The sequence below is a fragment of the Streptomyces cyanogenus genome (assembly GCF_017526105.1).
GTDB classification, from domain to species: Bacteria; Actinomycetota; Actinomycetes; order Streptomycetales; family Streptomycetaceae; genus Streptomyces; species Streptomyces cyanogenus.
Genome location: NZ_CP071839.1, coordinates 8,497,518 through 8,520,762 on the forward strand (window position 1 = coordinate 8,497,518; position 23,245 = coordinate 8,520,762).

At 69.8% G+C, this 23,245-nt stretch carries 13 protein-coding genes and 5 pseudogenes; 9 read left to right on the forward strand and 9 right to left on the reverse strand.

The features are described from left to right. Positions 1-102 precede the first annotated feature (102 nt). Positions 103-2,547 carry a penicillin acylase family protein gene (locus S1361_RS37540; RefSeq protein ID WP_208036269.1) on the reverse strand — a complete coding sequence of 815 codons (2,445 nt, stop codon included), beginning with the start codon at positions 2,545-2,547 and terminating at the stop codon, positions 103-105. Between the two features lie 545 nt (positions 2,548-3,092). Here S1361_RS37540 and S1361_RS37545 point away from each other — a divergent pair. Genes S1361_RS37545 through S1361_RS37555 form a run of 3 tightly spaced genes read left to right on the forward strand, consistent with a single transcriptional unit; the run spans position 3,093 to position 6,398 of the window. Further along, positions 3,093-4,283 carry a DUF4185 domain-containing protein gene (locus S1361_RS37545; RefSeq protein WP_208036270.1) on the forward strand — a complete coding sequence of 397 codons (1,191 nt, stop codon included), beginning with the start codon at positions 3,093-3,095 and terminating at the stop codon, positions 4,281-4,283. Positions 4,284-4,336: 53 nt separating this feature from the next. Then, positions 4,337-5,377 (forward strand): LGFP repeat-containing protein, encoded by a 1,041-nt coding sequence (locus S1361_RS37550; protein ID WP_208036271.1) that lies wholly within the window; start codon positions 4,337-4,339, stop codon positions 5,375-5,377. 31 nt (positions 5,378-5,408) lie between these two features. Beyond that, a complete protein-coding gene (locus S1361_RS37555; protein ID WP_243769452.1) occupies positions 5,409-6,398 on the forward strand; it encodes an LGFP repeat-containing protein in 990 nt (329 codons plus the stop codon). A 185-nt stretch (positions 6,399-6,583) separates the two neighbouring features. Here S1361_RS37555 and S1361_RS37560 read toward each other — a convergent pair whose 3' ends face one another. Further along, complete coding sequence (locus S1361_RS37560) at positions 6,584-8,890, reverse strand: helix-turn-helix domain-containing protein (RefSeq protein ID WP_208036273.1); 2,307 nt, start codon at positions 8,888-8,890, stop codon at positions 6,584-6,586. A 184-nt stretch (positions 8,891-9,074) separates the two neighbouring features. On the opposite strand from S1361_RS37560, the gene S1361_RS37565 reads away from it, so the two are divergent. Together S1361_RS37565 and S1361_RS39675 are read left to right on the forward strand one after the other, a co-directional pair. Then, entirely contained in the window at positions 9,075-10,151 is a 1,077-nt protein-coding gene (locus tag S1361_RS37565; protein WP_208036958.1) for an AfsR/SARP family transcriptional regulator, read from the forward strand. Between the two features lie 319 nt (positions 10,152-10,470). Further along, positions 10,471-10,680 carry a hypothetical protein gene (locus S1361_RS39675; protein WP_243769453.1) on the forward strand — a complete coding sequence of 70 codons (210 nt, stop codon included), beginning with the start codon at positions 10,471-10,473 and terminating at the stop codon, positions 10,678-10,680. 230 nt (positions 10,681-10,910) lie between these two features. Here the strand turns inward: S1361_RS39675 and S1361_RS37575 are convergent, their stop codons facing one another. The 3 genes and pseudogenes from S1361_RS37575 to S1361_RS37585 all read right to left on the reverse strand — a co-directional run. Then, positions 10,911-15,071: an nSTAND1 domain-containing NTPase gene (locus tag S1361_RS37575; protein WP_208036274.1), complete on the reverse strand. Its 4,161-nt coding sequence runs from the start codon at positions 15,069-15,071 to the stop codon at positions 10,911-10,913. Positions 15,072-15,109: 38 nt separating this feature from the next. Then, positions 15,110-15,451, reverse strand: coding sequence for a CU044_2847 family protein (locus S1361_RS37580; RefSeq protein ID WP_208036275.1), 342 nt, complete (start codon positions 15,449-15,451; stop codon positions 15,110-15,112). Between the two features lie 277 nt (positions 15,452-15,728). Then, positions 15,729-15,997: pseudogene (locus S1361_RS37585) on the reverse strand (IS5 family transposase); the annotation flags it as partial. Between S1361_RS37585 and S1361_RS37590 the strand changes: the two are divergent. Next, positions 15,926-16,171, forward strand: a complete 246-nt coding sequence (locus S1361_RS37590; RefSeq protein ID WP_208036984.1) for a hypothetical protein — start codon at positions 15,926-15,928, stop codon at positions 16,169-16,171. The pseudogene S1361_RS37585 and the gene S1361_RS37590 overlap by 72 nt on opposite strands. Here the strand turns inward: S1361_RS37590 and S1361_RS37595 are convergent. Next, positions 16,142-17,365 (reverse strand): saccharopine dehydrogenase family protein, encoded by a 1,224-nt coding sequence (locus S1361_RS37595; protein ID WP_208036276.1) that lies wholly within the window; start codon positions 17,363-17,365, stop codon positions 16,142-16,144. The two genes, S1361_RS37590 and S1361_RS37595, sit on opposite strands and share 30 nt — an antisense overlap. Positions 17,366-17,493: 128 nt before the next feature. Here S1361_RS37595 and S1361_RS37600 point away from each other — a divergent pair, with 128 nt between their 5' ends. Further along, a complete protein-coding gene (locus S1361_RS37600; protein WP_208036277.1) occupies positions 17,494-18,198 on the forward strand; it encodes a TetR/AcrR family transcriptional regulator in 705 nt (234 codons plus the stop codon). 1,382 nt (positions 18,199-19,580) lie between these two features. Here the strand turns inward: S1361_RS37600 and S1361_RS37605 are convergent. The 3 genes and pseudogenes from S1361_RS37605 to S1361_RS37610 all read right to left on the reverse strand — a co-directional run. Then, on the reverse strand, positions 19,581-19,787 hold the full coding sequence (locus tag S1361_RS37605) for a hypothetical protein (RefSeq protein WP_208036278.1): 207 nt from the start codon (positions 19,785-19,787) through the stop codon (positions 19,581-19,583). Between the two features lie 848 nt (positions 19,788-20,635). Further along, positions 20,636-20,759, reverse strand: a pseudogene (locus tag S1361_RS40465) (IS701 family transposase); the annotation flags it as partial. Positions 20,760-20,783: 24 nt separating this feature from the next. Beyond that, a pseudogene (locus S1361_RS37610) lies at positions 20,784-21,025 on the reverse strand (IS5/IS1182 family transposase); the annotation flags it as partial. A gap of 158 nt (positions 21,026-21,183) precedes the next feature. Between S1361_RS37610 and S1361_RS39685 the strand changes: the two are divergent. Both S1361_RS39685 and S1361_RS37615 read left to right on the forward strand, forming a co-directional pair. Beyond that, positions 21,184-21,317 (forward strand): annotated as a pseudogene (locus tag S1361_RS39685) (IS701 family transposase); the annotation flags it as partial. Positions 21,318-21,444: 127 nt separating this feature from the next. Beyond that, positions 21,445-21,567, forward strand: a pseudogene (locus tag S1361_RS37615) (IS5/IS1182 family transposase); the annotation flags it as partial. Positions 21,568-23,245 lie beyond the last annotated feature (1,678 nt).

Here is a 23,245-nt window from a genome sequence, read left to right on the forward strand (position 1 = left end):
GTTCGTGCTGTGTGGCGCGAGTTGTATCGGGAAGCGGTGAAGTCACGATGAATGCGCACGCCGGAGGCCGGCACCGACGTTCCGGCGTGCTCGTGCTCGATCTCAGCTCAGGACCTTGACCTCCAGAGCGGGTGAGGCCGCGATCTGGTCCTCGGTGAACCGCTCGGTCACCCACTGGCCCGCCGAGAACAGCTTGGTCTGGTCGGCGTAGTGCGGCGAGTTCGGGTTGGCCGACTGGGAGTAGGCCAGCACCGAGGAGGCCTGTGGCGGACCGTCCGCGGTGAAGCGCACCTCCTGGATGAAACTGGATCCGAAAACGACGTCCAGCCGGCCGTCGACCTGGCCGGGAGTGATCACGTTCAGCACGCCCAGTTCGCCGATCGAGCCGTGGATCGGGATCTGCTCACCGTTACGAGTGATCTTCTGGATGTCCGAGAGCGGCGCGTTCAGCGGAATGCCCGCCTTGCGCAGCGCGAGGACCGCGCGGCCGAACGCGTCGCGGACGGCGGAGCTTCCCGGGTCCAGCGAGTTCGGCGTGTGCACCGGATCCTTCGGGTCGAAGGGAACTCGCCACGGCAGTTTGTCGACGGCCTGCCCACCGAGCAGCAGGGACCAGTAGTTCGCGAACAGCCAGGATCCCCGGCTGTCGGCCGTGTAGTCGTGGTCCTTCCAAGCGGCGAGGATCGGACATGCCTCGCTGACGTTGACCAGGTTGCCGTCCACCAGAACAGTTCCGAACGGCACGCTCCGGCACATCGCCACCGTGGTGTTGAGGACCAGGTCGGCCGCCCTGCTGTTGTCGGCGAACAGCAACTGCCGCATGGTCTCCGGTGTGAAGCCCCTGCCGGGCAAGCCGTCGGTGCCGTTGATCCGGTTCTGCGCGGTCAGGATCAGTTCCTGGGTACGCAGCGACCGGGGCGCCGCCGTGTCACCCATGACCCTGGGGAAGGACAGTGGCTGCTCGGGATTGGCCAGCCAGGCGCTGTCGTTGGCGTTGCCCACGAAGTCGGACCGGATGAGGCGTGGCTGCTTGTGCGGGTCGAGCAGCCCCGGCGCGACCGCGTTCCGATCGTCGGGCCAGTCGCACTCGCTGCGCTTGCCGTCCAGGATGGAGACCGGCGGCGTGTTCGGCAGGCGCAACGCCTGGTTGAACAGGAGCCGACCGGTCTCGGTGAGACACGACCGAGCGTGTTCGTCGGTGATGTTCGGGGCGGCCTGGATGTCCGCGTACAGCGCGTTGCCCTTGCGGTCGGAGGCGACGGTGTTGAAGAAGGGGACGCCCTGCGTGGTCTCCAGAGTGCTGACCACGTCGTTGACGTCCTGGGCCCGATCGAGGTGGAACCAGGTGTTCAGGGCCCGCAGGTTGTCCATGTTCACGTCGCGCACCGCGTGGGCGCTGACCGCCCAGGGCAACGGGACGCCCTGGACCGACGTGGTGATCGGGCCGTAACGCGTGGACCACAACGTCCTGGTGACCTTGCCGACGGAGCCGTCCGCGTTCAGCACGTCGACACCGACCTGCTGCGAGGTCATCCGTTCCCAGGTGCCGTCCACCAGGTAGCTGGTCGGGTGCAGCGGATCCACCTGAACGTCGAAGAGTCCGAACGGCGCCACCGTGGCGACCGTGTGGCTCCATGCGACGTCGTCGTTGTGACCGATGTTCACCGCGGGCAGCCCCAGCAGGCCGGCCCCGGAGACGTTGACCTCTCCCGGGATGGTCAGCTGGCTCTGCCACATCCGGTTCTTGCCCTGCCACGGGAAGTGCGGATTGGCCAGCATCATGCTGGTGCCCCCGGACACGCCCTGCGAGCCGACCGCCAAGGCGTTGCTGCCCATGCTCTCCCGACGGCTCACCGCCATCGCGTCGCGGATCTTCTTCGCGGTCTGTGCGGCAGTGGGCGCCGGCGACGCGGTGGCCGAAGCCCCTGGGGGTGCGGCGTTCACCTCGCCGTCCAGCAGCGCATCGGCACTGCCCATGATGATCTCGGCGTGCGCATGCCGGTAGACGTCCAGCTCCGTGATCGGACGCACCCAGGCCGCGCCGCGGCAGGCCGGGTCGGAGATGTTGTTCACGCCCGTCTCGGCCAAGTACCTGTTGTAGCCCCGCACATAGCCGCTGATCGCCTCTTTGACCTCCGGCTCCGGCCCGTTCGGTGCGGGCTGCCCGAGCAACCGCTCCACCACCCGGTTGTCCTTGATCCGCTGGAAGTACAGGTCGCTGTTGAGATTGGTGGTGCCGTTCTGGTTCTGGCCGGGGCTCGCCTTGCCGTCGGGCCCCAGATAGCGCGACCTCTGGGCATTGACCATCAGATACGTGTCGGCCAGGGTGCAGATGTTGTCCTTGGCCGCGGCGTATCCGTAGCCCGTTCCCAGCCCCTCCCAGGTCGAGGCGGTGATGTGCGGGATGCCGTACTCGGTGTAGCGGATCGTCGCTGCGTCCGGCCCCTGTTGGGCGGCAGGCGACCCGGTGGCCGCCGTCGTGCTCGTCATGGCGACCGCGGCCACGACCGCCATCGGGAGTCTCGCTCTGATTCTCTTGCGCGCCATCCAGCCGTCCTTCCGTGTGCCGGCGGGCTTTGCCCGAACACGGTCACGCTAAGGAGGACCGATGAAATCCCGATGATGCCACCGCGCCAGGGCGCCGTTGCGCCCGATGCCCCGCACAGACTCGAGTGACCCGCAGAAGCGGCCGCCCCGTCGGCGCCCCGTACCCGGGGTGGACCTGCCCCAGGACCTGGGCAGGAGCCGAGCGGGCTGGACACCACGGTGTGCCGAACGCCGTCTCGTCGGGGGAGCGGTACGACTCCCTGCGTCTACGGGGCCTGCTCCACGGTGGCCCCTTCACCTCACCGCAGCGCCGTATCCGCGCGGTGACCGGGGATTTCATCAGCTTGTCAGCGCCCTTCCCCAGGATGAACGTGCCGCTGCGGCCGCCCGGGCCCTTCCCGGAGCCGTGGCGTAGCGAGTGCCCCGTGCTGCCCCGGCACCGACCGAAGCGTGAGGAGACACGCAACGGCCGGCACGGCGCCCGCGGACGCATAGCCGACTCGACACCGCGTGCACTGCGGTGCCCCGACCCTGGAGGGCCGACCATGTCCGACTCCGCACACCCCGACCACCTCTCGCTCACCCGCAGATCGCTGCTCAGGGCCGGCGCGGGCGTCGCCCTGGGCGCCGGTGTGCTGGGCAGCTCGATCGCCGCCGCGCCCCGCGCCGCCGCGGCCCAGCGCGGCACGGCCCTGTGCGAACAGCCCGGCGACTCGGCGAGCTCGCAGGGGCTGGGGTCGGGGGATCTCGCCATCCCCTACTACCGGGAGCACGACAACACCTGGGGCTACGTCTTCGGTGACTCCTTCAGCGAACCAGGACTGGGAGGGGAGTACCTGGGTTCCCCGGTCATGCTGAACCAGGCCTCGTTCGATGCCTCCGGCGCGACCCCGATCTCCTTCACCTGGGCCATGCCCACGGGAGGCGCCGCCCGGCAGCTGTTCGACTACCAGCACAACGCCGACAACGGCCACGGCTTCGAGGTCAGCCGCATCCCGAACGACTGCATCGAGTTCGGCGGGCGCACGTACATCCAGTACACCTCCGTGGAGGTCTGGCAGCCGCCAGCGGGCTACGACGGCTCACGGATGTCCGGCGTCGCCTACTCCGACGACCACGGCGTGACCTGGCACGACTACCCCTACCACTGGGCGGGTGACACCCAGGGGGTGAACCAGTCCATGTACGGGATGTGGTCGTTCGCCGGCATCGACACCGACGGCTGGCTGTACATCTTCTCCAAACGCTGGAACGGCAGCCACCGCAACACCGGTGACGGCGGGGCGATCCAGCTCTTCCGTATCCGACCGGAAGAGTTCCGCGCCGGCAACTTCGGGTCACAGGAGAACTGGGCCTACCTCGACGGCCGCTGGCAGTGGACCCGTGCGGTCCAGCCTTCGGTCATCCTCTCCGGGAACAACATCGGTGAGTTCTCCGTGAAGCGCATCGGCAGCACGTACTGCATGAGTTACTTCGACGTCACCGACTACTCGATCTGCACCCGCACCGCCCCCCGGCCCGACGCCGTGTGGAGCGCACCGAAGCCGCAGATCGTCGGTGACGCCGCCTGGCCGCCCAGCCACTGGGGCAAGCCCCAACTCCCGTACCTCTACGGCGGATACATCCACCCGGGCAGCGCCGGGCCCAACTCCCTGACCCTGATCGTGTCGCAGTGGAACGGACAGCCCCACCAGTCGCCCTACCGAGTGCTGCAGTACGACGGCATCAACCCGTAGACCGCACCGCGCACTTCCCCTTCGGCACACAACCCCCGGCACAGGAGGAACACATGAGCGGAGTCCGCTTACGACGCGCAGGACCAGGCGGCATGGTCCTGCTCGCCCTCATTGCCCTGACCGCACTGAGCGGCAGTCCGGCGAGCGCCCAGGGCGCGAAGCCGCAGAAGAACATCCCCGGTCCCCTGAACCACGCCGCCCCCGCCGCGCTGTACTGCGACGTCCCTGCGGAGCGTGACCTCGCGGTCATCCGCAAGGTCTACGAGGTCGGCCAGCGCATGAACGTCTCCGAGAAGGTCATGCTCGCCGGGTTCGAGACGGGCTGGGTCGAGTCCCGGATGAACAACCTGTCGTGCGGGGACCGGGACTCGCTCGGCGTCTTTCAGCAGCGCCCCTCGCAGGGCTGGGGTTCGCCCGAACAGGTCATGGACGTCGACTACGCGGCGGGCAAGTTCTTCGAGGTGGCCCTGCAGATGGACCCCGGCATGGAGGGGAGCACCGCAGGGCAGCTCGCCCAGGCCGTTCAGCGCTCCGCTTACCCCGACCGCTACGACCAAGCCGAGGACATCGCCCGGCGGCTGGAGGACGAGGCGTTCCAGCCCTACGGCACGATCGGGGCTAAATACGACAGCATGGGCGGCCCGGGCAGCGTCCTCGGCGGACCGGTCCGGGCCGAGGAGGCAGCCTCGCTGGGCGGGCGCTTCCAACTGTTCCAGAACGGGATGATCCTGTGGCATCCGGATGTGGCGTACGCGGTGTACGGCGACATCCTGACCAGGTTCTGGGCGACGGATGCGGAGCGGCGCTGGGGTTTTCCGACGATGGACGAGGCGGATGCCGCGCGGGCGCCGGACGGGACGCGGGGTCGTTATCAGTTCTTCGAGCGGGGGCTGTTCCTGTGGTCGCCGTCCACCGGCACGCATGTCGTGCATGACGCGATCTACGACGCCTTTCACGGGGCGGGCCATGAGAGCGTGCTGGGCTATCCGACCACGGACGAGGTGGACGAGGCCGGCGGCGGCAGAGCGCAGCGCTTCCAGAAGGCCACCATCCACTGGCACCCCGACAAGGGCACCTGGATCACCGACAACTGAAACGGGGGCTTCCTTGAGGATCCTTCACCGCATGGTGCGTCGCCTGGCGGCTCTCACGCTGACGACCCTCGCGGCCACCTTCTGCGCCATACCGGCCGCGAACGCGTCGGCTCCCGACGAGCCGATCGGGCGGGGTGAAGTGATGGACCGCGCATGGTCGTGGATCGAGGAGCAGGTGCCGTACAGCCAGACCGGCTGCCACAACAACCAGTTCGGCTGCTACCGCCCGGACTGCTCGGGCTATGTGTCCATGGCCTGGCATCTGAGCAGTTCCCTCACCACCTGGAGCCTGTGGAACGTCACGTTCGACATCCCGGCCGACGACTTGCAACCCGGTGACGCGCTGCTGCGGGACTCCGGCGGCGTCGACCACGTGGCACTGTTCGTCCGCTGGGCGGACGCGGCCCACACCCAACCGGTGGTCCGTGAGGAGTACGACTTCGGGCACGTGGCCGAGGAACTTGTGTGGACCGACGGGCTCCGCGGGTTCACACCCCGCCGCTACAACCAACTGGACGACCTCGCGCCGTACGGCAGCATCGCGGTCAAGTACGACAGCATGGGTGGACCCGGCAGCGTACTGGGACGGCCCGTTCGGGGTGAACGCGATGCCTCCCTGGGCGGGCGCTTCCAGCAGTTCGAGAACGGGATGATCCTGTGGCATCCGGATGTGGCGTACGCGGTGTACGGCGACATCCTGACCAGGTTCTGGGCGACGGATGCGGAGCGGCGCTGGGGTTTTCCGACGATGGACGAGGCGGATGCCGCGCGGGCGCCGGACGGGACGCGGGGTCGTTATCAGTTCTTCGAGCGGGGGCTGTTCCTGTGGTCGCCGTCCACCGGCACGCATGTCGTGCACGACGCGATCTACGACGCCTTTCACGGGGCGGGCCATGAGAGCGTGCTGGGCTATCCGACCACGGACGAGGTGGACGAGGCCGGCGGCGGCAGAGCGCAGCGCTTCCAGAAGGCCACCATCCACTGGCACCCCGACAAGGGCACCTGGATCACCGACAACTGACGTGACCCATCAGCGCCCTCCTTCCGATCCGGAGGCCATGGCGCGCCGCGCTTCGGAGCGGTGTGTGCCGGCCCGGGCCGGGGTGAACCGGTCCGGGACGGATGGCCGGCGGGTGGCCGGTGGGCCGGTGCCGGGGGGTGGGAAGGCGGTGATGACAGCGCGGTGAAGCCGGACCCCGTCGCGGTTCATCTCCGGCGGTGTGCCTGCGCGAGGCGGCTCTGCAGACGGGCGTGGCGGAACTGGTAGACCGCACCGGCCTGGCGCAGGACGCCGCGCTGGTAGGCGTCGTCGAGGAAGGCGGCGACGGCCCAGGGGAGCCGTCCGGTCAACGGCAGCCAGATGCGGGAGAGTACGCACCACTGGCCCCATGCGGTCATGCTCAGGGTGTAGCCGAGGGCACCGCCCAGGCCACTGATGGTGCCGAGGACGAGACTGGCCGTGGGGTCCGCGACGAGCCGGCCCAGGTGCCCCTGCAGCAGGTCGACCACCACCCCGATGCCGAGTCCGACCGCTGCGCCGAAAACGGGCGCCCAGAAACCGAGTTGGGTGATCACCGTCCTACGGTCGGCGTTCAGGACACTGCGTGGGGAGACGGCGGAGACGATGTCGAGGGGGGTTTCGAGGAGGCCGAGGAGCCAGAAGGTGAGTCCAGCGGCACCGCCGAAGACCAGGCTGAAGACGATCCCGTCGACGAGCCCGAGGTACAGCGCCGACGAAAGTCCGGCCTTCCAGCCGTACGCGTGCACCAGGCCGACCATGAATCCGTAGGCGAAGCCGAAGAGCGCGCCGCCCAGGGTGCCGATCACCAGTCGGGGGCCGGCCGTCCACGTGGTCGTCTCCGGCCGGCCGCGAATCCGAAGGCGTACGGCGGACGGTCTGATGTCCTTGCCCGTGACCGTGTACGTGAGCCAGTGGACGAGCCCGAACATGAATCCGGCCAGGACTCCGACGATCGTCCCGTCCAGGAGACCGCCGGTGAGCGAGCCGCTGAAGCCGGCGGCGATGGTCCCGTCGACGAGTCCGATGACCAGCGCGGTGACGAGGGCGGTGACCAGGGTGCGGGTGGAGTTGCGAAGGCCGTGGCCGAGCCGCCACCAGGCCAGGTCGGGAGTTCTCAGCTCGGTCAGGTGGTGGGCGAGGTAGCCGAGCCATCGCTGGACGCGGACCGGGTCCCAGCCGCGCGCCCCCGGGCGGTGCCGTCGGCGGTAGACCGTGGGGAGGAAGTTGTCGAGCAGGTGCTCCTCCAGCTCCTGGGCGCCGGGGAACAGTTCGGTGTCGAGCAGCACGGCCGGATCGTGCTCCGGGGTGTCGCTGTAGACGGTGCGGGCGAGCGCGACCATCAGCGGAGTCGACAGGACCGTGGCGAGCGGGGCCACCGACCCGTCCGGTGACGGCTCGCGCAGGTTCTTCAGCACGGAGTCCCAGGCGCCGGCCGCGGGGTCTGTGCGGTCGGTCTTGCGGGTGGTGCGGGGCAGGTAGTGGTCCAGGTCGTCGAGGGTGAGGTCGGTGAGTTCGATCGGCGCCGCGGAGGTCAGCACGTCGGTCTCCTCGACCGCGGCGGCGTACTCGGCGGGGCGGCTGGTGAGCACGAGGGGGAGAGCCGTGGCGTTGAGGGCTTCGAGTGCGGGGCGGCGCAGCCCGTCGGACATCTCGTCGAAGCCGTCCAGCACCGGCAGCACACGGCCGGAGTCGACCAGGGCCGATGCCAGGCTCACCCTGCCGGGTCCCAGGACGGCCGTACCGGGATGGTCGCGCGTGAGCTGCTCGGTCAGCCAGTCGCGCAGGGTGATGGCGGTGGGGTCCCAGGCACCGATGCTGAAGATCACCGGAACGGGCTCCCGGGGCGTCCTTGACGTCAGGTGGTCGAGGACGAACCGCAGGGCCAGGACCGTCTTGCCGGACCCGGACCTGCCGAGGACGACAAGCCGCCCGGAGGGTATGTTCCGGTAGGTCTGCGCGATCCCCTCCAAACGGCCGCTCAGGTCCAGCGGACCGGCAGCGGCTCCCGGCGGGAGGCGGCGGATGTTGGCCCAGTGGTCGGTGAGTGTCCCCGCGGCGGCCTTCCAGCGGACCGGCAGCGGGTAGGGATCCTGGATTCGCCGTTGTTCTTCCTCGCGCTGCCAGCGGGCCGCCACCGCCTTCGCGAGTTGTTCGGTCGCGTCCGCCAGCGCCTTCTGTGTCGCCGAGTCGGGCTGTCGCGCGGCAGGCGGCTCGAAAGCCGCTCCGTCCGCCCCCGCCTCGACCGCTCCGCCCGCGCTGCCGCCCTGGTGCCCCGGGACGGCGGCGCCGAGTAACTCCTCGCGGTCCTCGCTCCGCAGGGCGAGCGCATCGGCGAGCTGCTGCACCGTGGTCATCCGTGGGTTGCTGCGCTTGCCGGTCTCCAGACCGCGGATGGTGCTCACACTGATACCGGATCGCCGCTCCAGCTCGTCCTGGGTGAGCCCCGCCTTCTCGCGCAGCCGACGCAGCACCGTGCCGAACCCACTGGCCACAAGTCACCGCCCTTCCCCTTGAGTTGCCCGCGTTTCCGCAGGTGAGGACTCTAGCGCGGTCACCGGTCACATATGACCGGTTGGCTGCTCTGTCCACGTGTCTCACACGGCAGCCAGCCTCGACGGCATCGACGTGATCGACCGGGGCGAGGGAATCGACCGGTCCCGAGAACGGGGAGCCGTCATGCCGACGACGACCGCAGCCCAGGGAAAGCCGGACATCACGGTCCTCACCGCTGAGGAGCGCGAGGTGCTCTACGCGCTCGGATGCGGCCTGAGGGACGCCGAGATCGCCGACGCCCTGTCCCTGCCCGAGTACGAGGCGGCCGAGCGGGTCGGCCGGGTCCTGGCGAAGCTGGGCCTGCGTGACCGCGCTGCCGCCGTCGTGCACGCCTTCGACTGCGGTCTGGTCGTACCGGGAGAGGGCCCGCGCGGGCCGCTGCCGGGCAGCTCGGTCGGGCGCCGGACGGGCCCTGTAACCGGCCCCTCCCTCCGGGTGTCGGTGCTCGGCCCGTTGCGGACGACGCTCGAGGAGCGGCCCGTGGACGTCGGTCCCGTGCGGCAGCAGGCCGTGCTGGCGGCGCTGGCCCTGAGTCCGGGCCGTTCCGTCAGCCGGGGCCGGCTGCTGGAGAACGTATGGGGCAGGGAGATGCCGGACGGGAACGTCGTACCGGTCTACGTGTACCGGCTGCGCAAGGTCCTGCGGCTCGGGGAGCACCCGGACTCGGTGATCCGTCGCGACCGGTACGGATACGGACTGGTCCACGGTGTGGCCGAGGTGGACGTGCTGTGCATGGAGGACCTCGTCAGCCGGTCCGGAGAGGCCGAACGTGCCGGCGACCTGTCCGAGGCCGTGCGGCTGTGCGACCGGGCACTGGCGCTGTTCCGTGGTGAGCCGTTGGCCGGACTGCCCGGGCCGTTCGCCGAATCGGAGCGGCTACGGCTCACCCGGCGCAGGGTCGCCCTGGCGCAGCGGAAGGCGGACTGCCAGCTGAGGCTCGGCCGGCACGCCGAGGCGGTCACCGGGCTGTCCGCCCTGGCCCTGGAGGAGCCGCTGAACGAACCGGTCGCCGCCATGCTGATGCACGCGCTGCGGCGCGACGGCCGGCGGGCCGAGGCCCTGGCCGTCTTCGACCGCACCGCCCGGCACCTGGCCGACGACCTGGGGGTGGCACCTGGCGAACTGCTGCTGCAGGCACGGCGGGCTGCCCTGCGCGGGGACGACGCCGGCACCGGTCGCGACCGGACGGGCACGAGGTGAGCGGGGGAGCCGCCGATCGTGGGCGCGAGGAGGCATTGCTGCTGGCCCGGATCTCCGCGGCCGCCGGCCGGGCACGTCTCGGCAGGCGACGCGTCACCTATCGGGCACTACCCACTCTGCTGGGACGGCTGGACCTGTACGAGCACGGGATGACGGTTGTCGTCGGCAAGGGGATCCATGTCATCCGCTACGACACCACGGTGGAGCGTCGCTGCGGGGTGCTGTCCCCGCGGGGCATCCCCCGCGGGCTGGTGCTCGCCGATGTCGACCGCCAGCGAATCATGCTGCGCCGCGGTGACCTCGGCCGGCCGGAGGAGTGGTGGCCCGAGATCCACCGGGCCGTCATCGACGCGCAGGCGCCAAGGGCTTTGGCCGCGCCCAGCGGTGGGCGCAGGTCCGACGGATCCAGATCCGCAACGGTTTCCTCGCCGTTCGCGCCGGCGGCCGCCGGCCGGCGTGGACCACTGTCACGTCCGACATCCCGAACCTCTGCGTCTTCCTCGCCCTCACCGAGCACCTCGCCGACTGACGTACCAAGTATCCGGGCTATGTGCGGTGGCGGTAGGAGTGTGCGGCGACGGACAGGCGGATGCCCCACACCGAACTGCGGGACTCCGTAGACGACGCTCCAGGTGCTGAACACCCCCGCCGCTCGGCTACCAGGGCAGCTACCAGCGCGTTCGCGCCCACCTGCACGACAAGCGCGCCCCGCCACGGCCGGTGACCGCCAGACCGCCCTCGCCCCGGGCCTGCACAGCTTCAGGACTTGGGACAGGATGTCCGGGTGGAGGCGCCCGGAGGCAGGAGTCGACGCTCCTGGGCGGTCAGGGGGCGGTTGAAGCCCCGGCAGAGCTCTCGGTACCAGACGCCGGGGTCGAGCGGGAGCGTCAGGGTGCCCGAGGTGGTCACAGCTACCAGGTCGTCACCTTGCAGGAACCATTGCGCGGAGATCAGTCCGACGGGCAGCTTGGCGATCTCCAGTGTTCTCCCCGCCTGCCACAGCTGCAGGTTCCCGAAGCCGGTGGAGATCAGATGTCCGTCACGGGTCAGGCCGACGAGGTGGTCGGTCCTACCCGCGGAGACCGTGGGCGCTCGCAGACGGAAGTCCGGCACACTGCGGAACTCGATCCGCGCGCTGTCCAGCGTTTTGATGTTGCTGAGCGTTGCCAGGGTGCTCCCCGAGGGATCGAAGACCTCTGTCTCCCAGTTGCTGATGGCGTCGGGGTTGGCCTGGAACGCGCCGACCGGCCGGCGTGCGCGCAGGTCCCACAGGCTCATCTCTCCGTCGCGGCCACGGACCAGTACCTGCTCCGGGTGTCGTGGACGCGGCCACAGCCACTCGCCGTTGGCCGCCAGCCACTGCTGTGACGTGTCGCCCGTGTGCAAGGGAAGCGGTGAGCCTATGGCTCGCCCGGTGGAGGGGTCCCAGCGTGCCAGGATGCCCGCGTAGAGGGTCAGGACGCTGCCGTCATCGGCGGCGGCGACGGCCCCGGTGGCTTGTGCACGCGACGTCGCGGGGCCCGGCAACCGGAGCAGATGCTGCAGTGACAGCCGCGGCAGAGAGTAGACGGCGAGCTGGTCCTCGCTGCGGGCGACCAGGTGGCGGCCGTCGGAGGTGATGGCGTTCTGGCGCAGGGCCGCATACGTCGGAGCGAGCCGCTGACGCGCCGCCGCCCCGGCCTCGTACCTTCTGCCGGTGCGGGTGTCGAGCACCGCGAGTGTGCCCTTGCCCGGGTCGTCGTCCGCCAGGATGCGGAACCGTCCGTCGGGGGTGAGCAACGGAATGGGCCCGCCTCTTGGCGTGGGCAGGTCCGGGTAGTCGTCCGGCTGTGGCAGTGTGAAGCGCAGGATCGTGCCACCCCTGAACCCGAGCACGGTCGACTTCCCGTCCTTGCGTGGCAGCACCAGGAAGCCGGCTTCCTTGGCACCGTCTGTCTCGGGGACCATCCCGCGAGACACCCGGCCCGTCCGCAGGTCGACCGCCACCATCGACTGCACGCCGTCGTCCCCGGCCCTCATGACGGCGTAACGGCCGCTGGCATCAAGGGGTGTTATGCCGTCGCAGTGGATCCCGTCGATCTCGTACCTCGGTGTCCGTCCGGTCAGGGGCCGTACTCGGAGCGAGTCGTCGGGGCAGCCGGCGACCACTTGGGCGTCGAGCCCGAGGCCGTCCAGACCGACCGCCGAGACCTTGCCGAGCCGAGTGCCGGTGCGTAGATCGAACCGCTCATAGCGTTCCGTTGTCTTGAGCACGACCGTTCCGGAGGGCTGGGAGAAGCGCGCGGTGTAGTAGGACCGGCCTGCGGGCAGCGGCGTGCTGGACACGAGCGTCCGGCGCTTCAGGCTCCACAGTCCGAGCCGGTCCCCGGAGTTGTCTTCGTCGGTCGAGAACAGCGCGAGCACCCGGGACCCGTCGGGGGAGAAGTCGATGTCGGCCGTGTTCTCGGCCGCGTTCCAGGAGGCGGGCACGGGCAGCCGTACGGGGCGGTCCGGATGGGCCACGTCCCACACCGACAGCCCCTCCCTGTCATCGAGCACGCCGACCTTACGGCCGTCGGGGCTGAGCCGCAGCAATGGCTCGTGGGCGGTGACCGACCTGATCCGGGGCAGCCTGTGTACGGTCATCCGGCCGGTGAGGTCCGTGAGGACCTGGACCGCTCCCACCTGGTCGACCAGCGCCGCGGCCCGGCCGTCCGAGGTTGCCGTGAACAACAGCACGTGGTCGGTGCCGGGAAGGTCCCGCGCGTACTCGGTGTTGCGCAGTTGGGAGTACAGCGAGAGCAAGGCGCCGTACGCCTCCGGCTGACTGGAGTCCGTGCGCCAGGCCGTCAGGGCCAGCAGGGCCGCGGTACTCGGGCTGTCGGCGGCCTTGCGCACCGCGTCCTGTCCGAGCAGACGCGCCGCCTGGGCGCGCAGCTGCCGGGTCAGGTCCTGGGAACGCTGATAGGTCAGACCTGCCATGGTGGCGGCCAGCACGGCGAGCACGGTGATCACCGCGGTGATCAGCCGCCACCGTCGCACCTCCCACCTGTGACGGTCCAGCGAGGCCTGGATGAAGGCGTGTTCGTCCCTCGTCATCTCCTGCGGCCGCTGCTCGCGCCACTGGAGGGCCTCCGCCAGCACACTTCCCCGTAACAGGGCCCCCCTGCTTCCGCCGTCGAGCTGCTGCCACTGGCGCAGACTCTGTCGGAGCCGCTCCTGCCAGTCCCGGAAGTCACGGTCCGCGGCCAGCCATGACAGCAGCCGGTCCCAGTGGCGGAACAACGCCTCGTGGGCGACGTCCACCATCTCTGCACCGTCCACCGCCTGGGTGGACACCAGCAGCTTGCGATCGGTCAGCAGGGTCGCCACCCGCCGCTGGTCCTCGGGCAGGGAGTCGACGCGCACGGTGCGCCGGGCGAAACCACCGTCCCCCTCCGGGCGGGCGAGCTGGACGAGCAGACGCCTGGCGGCCTCCCGTTCCGCGTCCCGCAAGTGGCGGTGGTACAGCTCCTCCGCATACCCGGCGACCGCGCCTGAGACGCCGCCCATGGCGTCGTAGGCCTCATGGGTGAGCCGTCCGCCGCGACGCCGGTCCCATAGCCGGGTCAGCGTGAACTCCACCAGCGGCAGACGTCCGGGGCCGTCGCCGGCGTCGTCGAGGATCCGCTCGACCAGCCCCGCCTGGTGGGTGACGCCGGGAGCAGCCGTCAGCGGACCGGTGATCGCCGCCCGCAGTTGCTCCCTGTCCATGGGCGCGAGGAGCATGATGCCCTCCTGCAGCCCGCTCCGGTTCTCGTGGGTCAGCAGTCGGTCGAGGGAGCCGGACCGCACTGTCAGCAGCGCCCGCACGGGCCGGGACCGCGGGCTGCCATCGGCCAGTGCGGTCACGAGCCGGAACAGTTCACGGCCGACGGGCGGATCGGTGGTGACGACTTCCTCGAACTGGTCGACGAACAGTACGACGCCCGCGGGGTGACGGGCCGCCAGCCGTGCGGCGATCTCACCGGTGTTTCCGGCGGCCAGCCGCTCAGTCAGCTCCGCCAAGCTGAGTTCACCGTCCAGCAGCGGCTGCACCGCCCCGGCCAGCGCCTCCTCCGGACCGAGCCCCGGGGTCGGCCGGAATTCCGCCGTCACGTGCCCGGCCCGTCTCAGCCGGGGCAGCAGCCCGGCCCGGACAAGCGAGGACTTTCCGCTGCCCGACGGGCCGGACAGCACGACGACCGACTGCCGGGTGAGCAGTTCCTCCAGCCGCACGGTTTCCTGCTCGCGGCCGCAGAAGACAGGCTCGTCCTCCTCGGCGAACGGTTGCAGGCCTCGGTAGGGAGACGACGGCTGCGCATGTTCCGCAAGCTCCGGCCAGGCGCGCAGGATCGACGATGCGGGATGCAGGTATGCCGTGCCGATCGTGCTTCCCCGCCCGGCGGCGACCGCCATCCCGACGACTCCGCCGAGGTCGACGTCCCAGACCGGCGTTCCACTGAACCCCGGTTCCACCTGCGGCCCGGCCTCGCTCTGCATCTGCAGCCAACCGGCCCCCTGTACGGCCCTCAGCCGGCCCGCGACCCACACCCCGTGGTCACTGCCCGAGGGGAATCCCAAGAGGCGCACGCTGTCGTCCCAGAGTTCGTCCGCCTCCACGAGCCACGGTGTCGCCGTGCCGGACGGCAGCTCCCCTTCGATGCGCAACAGCGCCATGTCCCCGGTCTCGTCGGGCCGTACTGGGCGCCAGCCGGCCACGACGGCCCGGACGGCCCGTGGGCCGTCGCCCGCGTCCTCATCCGCCACCAGCGGGAAGTCGAGCCGGACCGGGCCGGGCGGTGGGACGGGATCCCGTGCGTCCGTTCCCAGCGCACGCGCCACGACATGCGCACAGGTGCAGAGCAGCCCGGGCGCCACGAGAAAAGCGGCGCCTACGATGACGCCGTTCCTGCCGTGCACCCGGGCGACGGCACCGGCTAACCCAGGCTCGCTGGCGGTCATCGTCCAGCGGGGCTGTCGGCTGGACGATTCCACTCCACCGAGACGGTGAGGTTCGCCTCCGTGGCCGTCCGCGCAACGATGACACCCGCGTCCGCGGAGAACCTGATGCCGAACTCCACACTGATCCTGTCCGGGGGAGCGACGCCCGCGCGTAGCTCGCCGACGACGGCCTGCATGGCGGGTCGCAGGGGAGCAAGCGCCTCCTGAAGGGTCCTGCCGGCTGCCAGGACGGCGTCCTGCGCCCGGCCGGCTCGGTCCCAGCCGTTGTCATCCCGCTGTTCGACCTCGACGTGGAGCTGCTCCCCGCCGTCGAGTGGAATGGTCAGTACGTTCGGCATCGCGCCCCCAACTCCGGTGCCACGCAGCTCGATTGTTGATTCTAGTCAGTCCCGGACCCAAGGGGCTCCTCCGGCTCCTCCGGCAGAGGCGCTCGGCCGGTCAACGTCCGCACAGCCTCCGGGGTCACAGCCGACTACGGCAGTGATGCCTTCGCCGTCAGGGCAGGGCCCGGAACCGTGGGCGACGTCAAGAACCATCCCCGGCAGACCCTGCGGGCGACTCAGAGGTCGTCTTCTTCCGGCGCTTCATCCCGGAATTGGCGTTTGATCCGGGGGATGTCTGGTCGTGCCAGGAGATGGTTGCTTCGCCGGTGAGGCGGCGGGCCATGAGGTCGGATATGGCCAGTTGGATCACGGCTTCGGAGCGGGCGGGCGGGATCTCGTAGTCGCGCGTGAGGCGGCGGCTGAACATCAGCCATCCGTAGGTGCGCTCCACGGTCCAACCGTTGGGAATCATTCGGTTCCGGGGGTGCGTTGGACGATTTCCATGTCGATGCCGAGGCGGGCGGCGTGCTCGACGAGGTGCTGACGGTAGCCGCCGTCCACCTACACTGTGCGTCGATCACGCTCGCCGCCCAGACCTTCCTCACCGTGCGGCGGCTCGACCCCAAAGCCGGACGAAGCACTACTGGTCTGGTCACCCCGGTCATCAGCCTGGCGCGGTCATCTGGGCCCGGTGCCCGCTTGGTGTCAGTTCTGCTCGCGCAGGCCCCACGGTGAGCCGTATTCGGTGAGCAAGTCCAGGAAGGGGCGGGGCGGGAAGGCTTCGGGGCCGAGGACACCCGTGCCCGTCCAGGCGCCGGTGGCGAGCAGTTCGAGGGCGACGACGGGGTTGACGGCGGTCTGCCAGACCACGGCCTGGGAGCCGTACTCGCGCATGGACCACTGGTTGTCGACCACGTGGTAGAGGTACACCTCGCGCGGTGCGCCGTTCTTCGTGCCCTTCACCCAGGTGCCCGCACAGGTTTTTCCCGTCATCCGCTCGCCGAGGCCGGCCGGGTCGGGCAGGCATGCGGCGACGACATCGCGCGGAGACACTCTGACGGGTCCGTCCTCGCCCGGGACGGTCAGCTTGGCGGTGGAGTCAAGGCCCAGCTCGTGCAGGGTCTTCAGCTTGGCGATGAAGTCGTTGCCCAGGCCGTACTTGAAGGTCACCCGGCCGGCGTCCACCCAGCGAGGGATCAGCAGCACCTCCTCGTGTTCCACGTTCACGCACTCGACCGGGCCGATGCCCTCCGGGAAGTCGAAGACCTCGGGCTCGCTGAACGGCGCGGTGGTGAACCAGCCGCGGTCCTTCTCGTAGACCACCGGGGGATTGAGGCACTCCTCGATGGTGGTCCAGATGCTGAAGGAGGGGGCGAAGCCGTAGCCCTCCACGGTCAGGTCGGCTCCGTCACGGACACCGATCTCGTCGATCTCGTCGAAGAGTTCGTCCGCGGCGTACCGGGCGAAGACGTCGGACAGGCCGGGCTCCACTCCCATCCCGACCAGGGCCAGACGACCGACGTCCGCCCACCGCTCGGCCAGCTCGAACTGGCCGTCGCCGAGCTTGACTCCGCACTCCTCGTACGGGCGCTCGGGATGCGGGGCGGACAGCGACATCGCCATGTCCAGGTAGTGCGCGCCCGCCTCGAGTGCCGCGCGGAACAGGGGCATCACGAACCGGGGGTCGGTCGCGTTGAGCAGAACGTCGCAGCGCTCCTCGGTGAGCAGCCGGCGCACCCCCTCCTCGTCGGAGGCGTCCAGGCGCCGGGCGCTGAACCGGTCACCGTGTTCCTTCAGCGCGGCGACGGCCGCCTCGGCCCGGTTCGGGTCGTAGTCGGCCACGACCATGTGGGTCAGGAAGTCGCGACGGGCCGCGATGCGGGTGACGGCCGTGCCGACCCCGCCCGCGCCCACCAGGAGTACACGCATGCCAGACACCTTTCCTGCGTAAGGGCATGGGCCCTGTGGATGCCCTGATGCAACGGGACGGCGCGAGGTAAGGTCAACCCTGTTGGCATAAGGGCCGCCCTCGTGGCGGTGGAGAGGGTGTGATCCGCATGGCCAAGCAGGTGGTGCCGGAGTCGGCGCGGCGCAGGCGCCGGCCGACTCGGCAGGGCACCGTGCTGTCGGAGAAGCTGATCGTGGAGACCGCGCTGCGGGTGCTGCGCGAGCACGGCACCGCCGGCCTCACCGCCCGTCGCCTGGGCACCGCCCTCGGTGCCGACCCCAGCACGCTCTACCGGTACTTCTCGGGGATGGACGACCTGACCCGGGCCATCGGCGAGGAGCTGATGGGACGGGCTCTGGACAACTGGTCCGCCACCGGGAAGTGGCGGGCCGACCTGCGATCTCTCGGGCTGGCCATCCACGCCTCGTACCTCGCCCACCCGCAGGCGGCTGCGCTGACCGCGAGCCGGGTCACCGGCCGGCCGCGGGAGATCGCGGTCGACGAGACGATCCTCGGCATCCTGCGCTCGGCCGGCTTCCCCGACGCCGCCGCCGTCCGCCTCTACCACGCCTTCATCGACCTCAGCCTGGCCTTCGCCGCCCTCGACGCCGGCGCACTTGTCCTGACGCAGGAGGCCCGGACGAGAGACGAGGAGATGTGGACCTCCACGTACGCCCGGCTACCCGCCGAGTCCTACCCGAACATCGCCGCGACCGCCCATCTCCTGGCCGCCTGCATGCCCCACAGCGCCTACCAGGTCGTCTTGGACACCCTGCTGGACAACGCCGCCGCACAGCTGGCCGCGGCGCGCTGAGCCCGAACGGAGCCCGGCCCACCGCAGACCGAGCGCCGCCGGTGCGGGCTGCGGGAAACCAGCGGGACGGAGGACGGCCCGCGCCGGGGGGCGGGCGGTTCGTTGTCCGCCCCGCGCTGGACTCGAAGGCCTGCTGTGTGCTCTTCGTCGTCAGCTGTTCGGCCCGGCTCAGGCCCTGGAATCAGTCTGGGGGCTCCGTACGCTCTTTACACATTCCGTCGAGGGTGTAGGGACAGCACGTCACAGAGATGCCGCCGGCCCGCCGGGACATCCACACCCCCGCTACGTCCAGCGCATGCCAATCGCGGAGAGCTGCTACATCCGCTCCGGTGACAGCGTTGCGGCCCTGCTCCGCTGACTCCCGATCCTTGGTGCGTGACAGCGGGTGGGCATGCTCGTGTGGTGAGGGGAACGGTCGATCGGGCGGTGGTGGCGCGCGCGGTGTTCTCCCCGTCTGCCACGGCGTTCAGCCGCTGCTCGGTGACGGTGACGACGGCCGGGTCGGAGCAGCGCATGAGCGGGGCCGCTGCAGTGGCAGTCCGGGGGAGCGTCTGCGTCACCGGCTCGAGCCGCAGTTGGGAAAGTCGGCCGGCCGCGGCCATGCCCTTCCGCCACGCTTCATCAGGGGCCCCCGGGAGCCGGCACTGTTCCGCGGGCTATCGGCCCGGCGATCACAGACACCGCGACCCCCTCGCACAGGCCCGGTCCCGGAGAGTTTCTCGCGGTCGCCCCGAGGAGGCGACCAACTGCCTCGGGCCGCTGCCGGTTCAGGCCATGCACGGCATCGGACCCCCGGGCGCAGTCCTGTGAAGCATTGGGATCGCCCGGGGCCCCCGTGGGCCGCCACCGCACAGTTCACCGGGGTTCGCGCCACCCTCGCCCAGCTCTCCAAAGAGCCCCCGCCGCCGATCACCCTGCCGAGCCCGCCATGTCGGCTGTCTCCCGTCGCCGCTGATACCCGTCCGACGGAGATCGTCGACGGCATCCGCTACATCGTCGACAACGGTGCGAAGTGGAGAGCTCTAGCCGCGACTTCCCACCGCGGGAGACGGTCTACGGGTTCTTCTGGAGGTGGAACCGAGCAGGAGGCCGCTGCCCGCACCCGCCTGCCCTCCCCGGCCTGGCGTCGGCTGGCCCGCGACGTCTCAGCGGCCACGCTTGTGGCAGCTTGACCTTCGCGTCCTGACGCAGTAGCGAGGACAACCCCACTTGCCTACCGCGCAGGCTGCGAGATCGGCCTGGACCACTGCGGGCAGTGGCCAGATCCGACTTCAGTGCCGTCGCAATAGCAGATGAGGGAGATCTGACCGAAGTTGGTCGTATCGCCGGCCACTCGCCCGGACGGCGGTCAGATCAGCGGTTGTTCCTGTGGTCGTTGCCGTTCAGCGGCAGACCCAATAGCCCTGGTGCCAGTGGTGGTACTGGTCGTACCAGCCGCTGTGCCACCAGCAGCCCTCGGGAACCGAGACGGTCGTCGTGGAGGGCGCGGCTGCTGCGGCCGAGCCCGCCACCCCGATTGCGGTACCGCTAGCCAGCAGGAAGCCGGCCGCGGCGCAGACGAAGGCGCGCTTGGCGCGATGTGCTCGCATGGCTCTGCTCCTTCTTCCACGTTTCGCGCTGTCCCAGCACGAACGGGATGGCCCCAGCCTCACGCCGAAGCGTGAGGTCCGGCGAAGGCTGATGGCGCCGCTCGAAGAGGGATGCGGCGCTGTCGTCGAGGTCGCTTCGTCAAAGCGAGGGATTGCAGGTCGCCCGGCAGCAGACCTACCGATGTGGGAGCCCGTTGCGGGACGTGTCCTGAACCGCTACCTCATCCCTTTTAGAGCGTAGTGGCCTATCGGCTGACAGGCACCTCGAGCCCCCAGCGTGAGCGCCACTCTTGGTTTCACTCAGGCGTCGCGCCCCCCGTGGGACCGTACGAGTGGGGCGCCTCGGTCGAGGCCGGGACGGTGATCCGTCCCTGATTTTCCGGCGGCCGAGGTCCTGCTCCCGGCCGAGCCCGTTTTCAGCCTCCGGCCGTTGCACGTCACGCAGCTCACCGCGGCTGGGCCGTGGATGTAACGGTGGCCGCCCCCCGGCTCGCTACCCCGCCGACGCCCCGCGCTGGCTCTGGTCCGGCCGGGGTTACCTCGAAGACACCGAGGCGAACACGGAACTGGCCCGGATGCTCGCCGAGCGGCCCGAGGTCTTGTCGGGGCAGCACTGGGATCAGACATACTGGGATCAGCCAGTCCGACGGTGACGACCGCATATCCGCTGTTCGGCGTCGCTGGGCCTCCCGGTGCTCCTCCTCTTCGATCCGGCGGTCGATGAGCCTAGTAGTGCTTCGTTAGGTTCTGGGTCGGGTTCTGATGCCGGTGAGGGCGGCCGTAGGGTGTGCAGGTGCCGGTCCAGCACCCCAGCAGGACCTGGAGTGAATCGAGAATCTGGTAGAGGGTCAGGCCGGCATCTGGGCTTTGAGGTCGAGCCGTCGCACGGTGAGGAAGGCTTGGGCCGCGGTGACGAGACTGATGTGCTGGTCCCAGCCGCCAGGCACGGCCTTCGAAGAAGCTCAACACCAGCCGATATTACTCAACGTAACGAATCACTACTAGTTCGGTGCCTGGATAGCCGCCGCCGGCGATCGTGGTGGCGTGCCGACGGCGGCCTTGGCACCGGACTCTTCCCTACCGCGGGAGTCGTGCCGATTGCCGGGCAGCGGTTGGCCGCCCATCACGACGAGACGGGTATCCGCGTCGATGACGACCCAGTGGGCGGTGGAGTACCGGTCGTTCTTCGACCGTTCCGCCACCGGGCGGTCGCGGGTGGGAACGAACCTCCCTCCGACGCAGTGATCACACCAGCCACAGCAAGATCATTCCACTGCTTCCCGCCACGCGATGCGGCAGCGTTCGACCTGGTCGGCCACCTGCTCCGTGAACCAACGGCTACTCGGAAAACGTTCAGCCCGATCAGGTCTGGCCGCTTCTCGACGGAACCCCAGTCAAGCGTGGCCTGGGCCTGGAGCACTTCGAAGGCCGCACCTGGCGCGGCTGGCACCGTTACGTCACCCTCGTCACCGCCACCTAGGGTTCCTCACCCTGCGACGGCTCGCCCCAAACGCCCAGATGCCGGTCTGACCCTCTACCAGGTCCTGGAGGAGCTCCAGGACCTGCTGAGGTGCGGGACCGGCGGCTGCACAACCTGCGGCCGGCCCCTGCCGACCAGCAGAACGAGAACCTAACGAAGCACTACTAGTCATGCGCCCGGGCCCGCGTCGAGCACGTCTTCGCCCGTATGAGGACTAGCAAGATACTCCGCGACTGCCGCCTAAAAGGCGATGGCGTCCACCACGCCATGCTCGGCATCGCCCACGTGCACAACTCGGCCGGTAGGCAAGAGGGTTACACGTCGGTTCGCCATAGCGGAGACGACGGGGAGATCCTTGCGGGACAGCCCTTAGTCGGTACCGCCAATTCCGCCGCCGGATCCGCCGCCATCGCTGCCGCCGCCACCTCCGCCGCTGGTTCCGCCCGGGCGGATCGGGCCCGGCGGGAAGAACGGGACCTTCGGGATGATGGGGCCCGGCGGGTAGAACACGAGCGGGACCTTCGGGATGATGGGACCCGGCGGCCAAAACAGGGTCGGGGCCTTCGGGATGACCGGGTCCGGCGGGTAGAACACGAGCGGGGCCTTCGGGATGACTGGACCCGGCGGGAAGAATGTCACGCCCTTCGGACGGATCGGGTCCCCAGGCGAGAGCGGGACCTTTGGGATCGTGCCCCCGGGAACCGATTGAGCGTGTGCTGAGGGCGCGCTGCAGAAGAAAGCTGCGGCAGCCACCGCGGTGCCGATCACCGCTGTGACTCGCCTGTGCTGGTAGGCCACGTGTTCTGCCTCCTTTGCTCTGGCTTGGCTCCGCGAGCTTCCACTGCGGGGCGGCCGCCGAAAACCGCCTTCAGAGTGAATCTCACGTTTCTCAAGGTCACGGCACCTGTGACAGCGCGATAACGCACACCGATGGCAGCACGCTCGACCAATCCCACGTGCGGCGAAAAGCGCGATCATCCGGCCAAAAGCCTGGTCCGTAAAGCCCCTGCTGCGATCCCTCGGTTTCAGGACAGCGGGCGAGTGACAGCGCGCCTGGGTGTGTTGCTGCTGGTCAGTGGTGGTTGAGAGGATTGGGGAAGCTGTTCCGGACGCGTGATTTCCGTGGGGCGTCGCTGTTCGGGGGCGCTAGTGCCTGATGGGTGACGCTGTCTCAGTTTCGTGAGTTCTGATCCGCTGGCCGATGGATGTTGGTGTGCTCCGGGGTGATTCAGGGAGAGCAGGGTCCGGCCCCGTAAGGGGCGAGTGGTGTGTTGCTGGCTGTGTCGATTCGCGCGTTGCGGGGGCGGCGGTGCGCCGTCTGCCGGCCTTGCGGCGGGAGGGGAAGCGCTGGGCAGCTGAGGTCGGCGGCGGACGTGCTCGGGATACGGGAGCGTGCGGTGTGGCGGTGGCTGGCGGCCGCCGAGCGGGACGAGGCTGCGGCCCGTGAACCGGGGGAGGGGGTCGCGTATCCCGGGCGGTCACGGTTACTGATGGCCGGGCTCTGCTGGCGCTGTGGAAGGGGAACCTCGCGGCGGTCCATCGTGAGCTGCCCGCTCGCGCGGCCAGGGGCGAGGGGGAGCCGCCTCCGTCGATTCCGACGCTGCACCGGGCGATCGCCCTGATCTGCCGCCGGGGGAGCGGGCCGAGCTTGCGGGTGGGGGAGCGGGCGGCGCGCAAGCATGATGTGTTCCTGGCCCGGCCGCAGGGCTGGCGTAACCAAGTGTGGTAGGCCGACCGCATGCAGGCGCCGATGCTGGTCCATGTCGACGGCACGACTCGCTGACCGTGGATCACCTGGTTCACCGACTGCGCCGCCAACGCGATCACCGGCGTCGCCATTTCGGTGCCAGTCTCGAGCGCAGCATCACCCGGCCTGCGTCGACGGAGACGAGCGCCCGGAGTCCATCCCGCTTCGGCTATGCCCTGTTGGACTGTCCACGGACTATCGGGCGGCACCGCGCCGAGCAGTCCTGAGGCT